This window comes from Streptomyces hainanensis, assembly GCF_004348415.1.
GTDB lineage: Bacteria > Actinomycetota > Actinomycetes > Streptomycetales > Streptomycetaceae > Streptomyces > Streptomyces hainanensis.
In genome coordinates, this window is the sequence record NZ_SMKI01000424.1 from 1 (window position 1) to 6,804 (window position 6,804).

1 protein-coding gene is annotated in these 6,804 nt (G+C 74.0%); it reads right to left on the reverse strand.

Annotated elements, in window-relative coordinates; genetic code table 11:
• Window positions 1-6,685: non-ribosomal peptide synthetase (locus tag E1283_RS28960; protein WP_132821131.1), on the reverse strand; the 6,685-nt coding region annotated here is incomplete at its 3' end.
• Window positions 6,686-6,804 lie beyond the last annotated feature (119 nt).

Here is a 6,804-nt window from a genome sequence, read left to right on the forward strand (position 1 = left end):
CCTGCCCTCCGAGGGGGGCACCCCGCGGTGGTCCGACGGCGAGTTGACGGTCCTCGGCTGGGACCGGGCCAAGGAGACCGCGCTCCGGTTCGACCTCGGCCGCGAGGAGCAGGAACTGTCGAGCGGCCTGCGCGTCGGCGGGCACGACATAGGCGAGGAGGCGGTCGCCGCCCTCGGGGTCCCGGTGTGCGACGACGACGGCGGTGTCCACGGCCGGGTGCGTGGTCAGCACGGCCTCCACCTCGCCGGGCTCGATCCGGAGCCCGCGCACCTTGATCTGCCGGTCCGCGCGTCCGACGAAGTCCAACTCCCCCGCCGCGTTCCACCGGGCCAGGTCGCCGGTGCGGTACATCCGTGTGCCGGCCGGTCCGAAGGGGTCGGCGAGGAAGCGCTCCGCCGTCAGCCCGGCGCGCCCGACGTAGCCGCGCGCCAGCCCGGCACCGGCGGCGTACAGCTCCCCGACCACGCCGGTCGGCACGGGGCGCAGCCGCTCGTCCAGGACGTAGGCCCTGGTGTTCTCGATGGGGGGCCCGATCGGCGGGCGGGCGTCGTCCCGCAGGGGGCCCGTCATGCTGACGCAGACGGTGAACTCGGTGGGCCCGTAGCCGTTGACCATCGTGCGGCCGCCGCGCCACCGCTCGACCAGTTCGGCGGAGCAGACGTCCGCGGCGACGATGAGGTTCCTCGGGAACGTGCCGGGGGCCGGCAGCGCGGCGAGGACGGGCGGAGGCAGGCTCACCTGCGTGATGCGCCGGTCGGTGAGGGTGTGCGCGAGCGGCTCCCCGGGGACGAGCCGCTCGGCCGGCACGATGACGAGGGTCGCTCCGGCCAGCAGGGCGCTGAACATCTCCAGGACGGCGGCGTCGAAGCCGGCCGGCGAGAACTGGAGGAACCTGTCGCCGACCGCGATGTTCAGCGTCTCGGCGATGTGCCGGGCCAGGTTGGGGATTCCGGCGTGGGTGACGAGGACGCCCTTGGGCGTGCCCGTGGAGCCCGAGGTGTAGATGACGTACGCCGCGCCCCGCGGGCCCGGCCGGCCGCCGCGCTCGTCGTCGCGCGGGTCCGCCGGGTCCCGGTCGGCCAGCAGCCGCTCGGTTTCCCGGGTGCCGAGGACCAGCCGCGCCGGCTCGGCGGGGAGCCGGGTGGCCATCGCCTCGACGGTGACCACACACACGGGACGGGCGTCCGCGAGCATGACGGCGATGCGCTCGTCCGGGTACTCCGGATCGACGGGGAGGTAGGCCCCGCCCGCCTTGAGGACCGCGAGCGACGCCACGACGAGGTCCACCGACCTGGGCAGCGCGAGCGCCACGATGCGCTCGGGGCCGACGCCCAGGTCGACCAGGATCCGGGCGAGGCGGTTGGCCCGGGCGTTGACGTCGCGGAAGGTGAACGGCCGGCCGTGGGACTCGACGGCCACGGCGTCCGGGTCCGAGGCGACGCGCCGTTCGAACAGCTCGGTCACGTTCTGGTCGGGCAGCGGGCGGAGCGTGTCGTTGTACTCGACCAGCAGGCGGTGCCGCTCGTCAGGGCCGAGTGGGTCGACGGTGCCGACGCGGGCGTCCGGGTGGCTGGTGACGGACCGCAGGACCTGGCTCAGCCGGCTCAGCAGGAGGGCGGCGGTTGGTGCGTCGAACAGGTCTCGCGCGTAGATCAGGTGGCCTTCGACGCCGGCCGGCGCCCCGTGGTCGGAGAACCGCTCGGTCAGGTTGAACGCCAGGTCGAACGAGGCGACGCCGGTGTCGACGGGTTCGATCTCCGCCCGGAGCCCGGTCAGTCGCGGTAGCGCCTCGGCGTTGTTCTGGAGCGCGAGCAGGACCTGGAAGAGGGGGTGGTGGGAGAGCGACCTGGCCGGGTTCAGCACCTCGACCAGCCGCTCGAACGGCACGTCCTGGTGGGCGAAGGCGGCGAGGTCGCTCTCGCGCACCCTGGCCAGCAGGTCCCGGAACGTCGGGTCTCCGGAGAGGTCGGTCCGCAGCACGAGGGTGTTGACGAAGAAGCCGACGAGATCGTCCAGCGCGTCGTCGGTACGGCCCGCGACCGGGCTCCCGATCGGGACGTCGGTACCGGCCCCGAGCCGCGACAGCGTCACCGCGAGCGCCGCCTGGAGCACCATGAACACGCTGGTGCCGGTCTCGGCGGCCAGGGCCCGTACCGCCGCGTGCAGTTCGGGCTCGACGGTGTACGGTGCGCGCGCTCCTCGGTAGCTGGCGGCCGCGGGGCGTGGGCGGTCGGTCGGCAGGTCGAGCCGCTCCGGGACGCCGTCCAGGGCGGTGCGCCAGTAGGCCAGCTGTCGCGCGGCCAGGCTGTCGGAGTCGGCCTCGTCCCCCAGCAGCTCGCGTTGCCACAGGGCGTAGTCCGCGTACTGCACCGGCAGTGGCGCCCAGCCGGGCGCGCCGCCGGCGCACCGCGCCGCGTACGCCCGCCCGAGGTCGCCGAGCAGGGGCCCGAGCGACCAGCCGTCGCCCGCGATGTGGTGGACGACGAGCAGCAGCACGTGCTCGTCGGTGTCCAGGGCGTACAGGGCGGCGCGCAGGGGAGGTTCGGCCGTCAGGTCGAAGCCGCGGCGGGCCGACTCCGCGAGCAGCCCGGCCAGTTCGGCGTGGTCGGTGGGCACCGCCTCGATGGCCGGGCTGGCGGCGTCCGCGTCGAGGATCGTCTGGAACGGCGTGCCGTCGCGCTCGGGGAAGACGGTGCGCAGGCTCTCGTGCCGGGCGATGACGTCGCGCAGCGCGAGGCGCAGCGCGTCCACGTCGAGGTCGCCCCGGAGCCGCAGCGCGCCGGGCATGTTGTACGGGAGCGCGGCGCCGTCCATGCGCTGGAGGAACCACATGCGTCGCTGCGCGTAGGACACGGGGGTCGGCTCGGGCCGCTCCATCGGCAGCAGCACGGGGCGCGACTGCCCGGCGCCCGGGAGGCGCGCGGCGAGCTGCGCCGGTGAGGGTGCCTGGAACAGGGTGGCGAGCGGGAGTTCGACGCCGAGGACGGTGCGGACGCGGTTGATGAGGCGGGTGGCCAGGAGCGAGTGGCCGCCCAGGTCGAAGAAGCCGTCGTCCACGCCCACCTCGGGCTGGCCGAGCACCTCGGCGAAGAGCGCGCACAGCAGCTCCTCCACCGGTGAGGCCGGCGCGCGGGAGAGGTCGGGTACCACGGCACCGGGCGCCGGCAGGGCGGCCTGGTCGAGCTTGCCGTTCGGCGTGAGGGGAAGGGCGTCGAGCACCACGAACGCGCCGGGGACCATCGGGGCGGGCAGGCGGGCGGCCGTGTGGGCACGCAGCTCGGCCGGGTCGGGCGCGGCCGCGGGATCCGCCGGGACGGCGTACGCCACCAGCCGCCTCTCGTCGGCCTCGTCGTCGCGGAGCACGACCGCGACCGTGCTCACGGCGGGGTGCGCGGCGAGCACGGACTCGATCTCGCCCGGCTCGACCCGCACGCCGCGAAGCTTCACCTGCCGGTCGGCGCGCCCGGCGAACTCCAGCTGGCCGAGGGCGTTCCAGCGTGCCAGATCGCCGGTGCGGTACATCCGCCCACCTGTCGGGCCGAACGGGTCGGCCACGAAGCGCTCGGCGGTGAGCCCGGCGCGGCCGGCGTATCCGCGCGCCAGCCCGGCACCGGCCACGTACAGCTCGCCGAGCACGCCGGGGGGCACGGGCCGCAGCGACTCGTCCAACACGTACACCCGCGTGTTCGGCGTCGGCCGCCCGATCGGCGGGGCGCCCGCCGCCCCGCCCTCGTCCGCCTCGGGAGTGGTGAACGCCGTGGCGTTCACCGTGGCCTCCGCGGGCCCGTAGGCGTTGACCAACTCGACCCGGTCGGCGACCCGTTGGAAGCGCGCCACCAGTTCCCGGCCCAGCACGTCCCCGGCGCACAGTACCCGCCGCAGCGAGGGGACGTCGCGGACGGCCAGCTCCTCGACCAGGCCGTCCAGCAGGGCGGGGACGATGTCCAGCGTGGTGACCCGGTGGTCGCGCATCACCTCGGCCAGCGCCCGTGGGTCGCCCTCCGCGCCGGGCGGGGCCACCACGAGCCGGTGTCCGGTCAGCAGCGGCCAGAAGATCTCTTCGAGGGACGCGTCGAAACCCAGCGACGACTTGTGCAGCACCGCGTCCGCCCCCTCAAGGGGGAACCGTTCCTGCACGGCCGAGACCATCGACATCACGTTCCGGTGGCTGAGCACGACCCCCTTGGGCGCCCCCGTCGACCCGGACGTGTACACCAGCACGGCGGCCGAGAGACCGGTCGGGTCCGGCTCGTCCCCGCTCGTCTCCGGCGCGGTCGGCGGCTGCTTCGCCACCAACTCGGCCGTGTCACCGCGGTCGAGGACCAGCACCTCACAGCCGCCGGGGAGCCGATCGGCCGCCTCGACGGTGGTCAGGAGGCAGACCGGGTCGGCGTCGCGGAGCATGAACGCGATGCGCTCCTCCGGATAGCCGGGGTCGATCGGCAGGTAGGCCCCGCCGGCCTTCAGCACGGCGAGCAGCGCCACCACCAGGTCAGTCGACCGGGGCATGGCGACGGCCACCACGCGTTCGGATGCCACGCCCCGCTCGCTCAGCAGCCGCGCCAGCCGGTGCGACCGGGCGTCCAACTCCTCGTAGGTGAGGGCCTGTTCCCCGCACTCCACGGCCGTCGCGCCGGGCTGGGCCGCCACCTGCCGCGCGAAGCCCTCGGTGACGCGGTCGGCGACCACGGGGAGCGCCGTGTCGTTGTAGTCGACGAGCAGTTGGTGGCGCTCACGCTCGCTCAGGGTGTCGACGGCGCCGACGGACAGGTCGGGGCGGGAGAGGACGGCCGCCAGGACGCGCCGGTACCGCTCCAGCAGCGCCCGCACCCCGCTCTCGTCGAACACGTCCATGGCGAAGAGCACGGGACCGTCGATGCCGAGCGGGCGGTCGTCGGTGGCGAAGCGCTCGGTCAGGCTGAGCGTCAGGTCGAAGCGCGCCACGCCCGGATCGATGGGCTCGATCTCGACCGCGAGGCCGGGCAGGCGCAGCCTGGGCTCCGGGTTGTTCTGGAGCGCGAGCATCACCTGGAAGAGCGGGTGGTGGGAGAGGGACCTGGTGGGGTTCAGGATCTCGACCAGCCGCTCGAACGGCACGTCCTGGTGGGCGAACGCCGCGAGATCCGTGTCGCGCACGCGCGTCACCAACTCCCGGAACGTCGGGTCTCCCGACAGGTCGGTCCGCAGCACGAGGGTGTTGACGAAGAACCCGACGAGGTCGTCGAGCGCGTCGTCCGTGCGGCCGGCGACCGGACTGCCGATCGGGATGTCCTTCCCCGCGCCGAGCCGCGACAGCGTCACCGCCAGTGCCGCCTGGAGCACCATGAACACGCTGACCCCGGCGTCCAGGGCGAACGCGACGGCGCGCCGGTGCAGTTCGGCGTCCAGCCGCAGCTCGACCGCCCCGCCCCGGCCCGAGGCCACGGCCGGCCTCGGCCGGTCGAAGGGGAGCGGGATCTGCTCGGGCAGTCCGTCGAGCGTGGAGGTCCAGTAGGACATCTGCCGGGAGATCAGACTGCCCTCGTCGTGCTCGTCGCCCAGGAGCGTCCGCTGCCAGAGGGTGTAGTCGGCGTACTGGACGGGCAGCGGTGTCCAGTCCGGTGCCCGTCCGGTGCAGTGGGCGGCATAGGCCCGGCCGAGGTCCTCGGCCAGGGGGACGAGGGACCAGCCGTCGGCGGCGATGTGGTGGACGACGAGCAGGAGAACGTACTCGTCGTCGCCCAGGTCGTGCAGGGTGGCGCGCAGCGGCGCCTCCGCCGTCAGGTCGAACGCACGGCGGGCTTCCTCGACGAGCGTGTCGCGCAACGCGTCGTGGCTCGTCGCCCGGACCTCGATACGGGGGGCGGCGGCTTCCACGTCCAGGACGATCTGGCAGGGGTCGCCGTCCACCTCGGGGAAGACGGTCCGCAGGGTCTCGTGGCGGGCCACGACGTCGTGGAACGCCCGCCGCAGGGCGTCCGGTTCGACGGTGCCGCGCAGCCGGAGGGCGCCCGGCATGTTGTAGGCGAGACCGGCACCGTCCATGCGCTGGAGGAACCACATGCGGCGTTGGGCGTAGGACAGCGGCATCCGCTCGGGGCGTGCGACCGGTTCCAGCGCGGGCCGCGCGTGCCCCGCCTCCTCGATGCGGGCGGCGAGCCCGGCGACGGACGGCGCGTCGAAGACCGCCCCGATCGGCAGTTCCACCGCGAGTGTGGAACGGATCCGGCTCACCAGACGGGTGGCGAGCAGCGAATGGCCCCCCAGGTGGAAGAAGTTGTCCTCCACCCCCACCTCGGGCAGACCCAACACCTCGGCGAACAAACCACACAACAGCCGCTCACGTGCGGTCACCGGACCACGCGAGGAGGTCCGCGCACCGAAGTCCGGCGCGGGCAACGCCCTGCGGTCCAGCTTCCCGTTCACCGTCAACGGCAGCCGGTCGAGCACCACGAAAGCCGCCGGCACCATGTACTCGGGCAACCGCTCACCGCACCACGACCGGCAGGCCGCCACGAGCGAGGAGAGGCCCTGGGCCGTGGACGGGCTGTTCGCATAGCGTGACGCGTCGCGCGCCGGGTCCTCCGTGGGTTCGTAGACGCGCGTCAGCGGCATGTCCGCCTCGGTGTAGAGGGCGTCGAGGGTGCCGGTGGTCGTCCCGGGCGTGAACGTCACCCCGACCCGGTAGCCAAGCCGCTCGCCCAACGCGTACAACTCCTCCGGATCCACACCCCCCGCCCGGTCGTCCAACCGCGCGCGAGCCGCGGCGACATCACCGCTCTCCTCGAACACCGACCACGCCCCCGCCTCACCCACCACCCGAG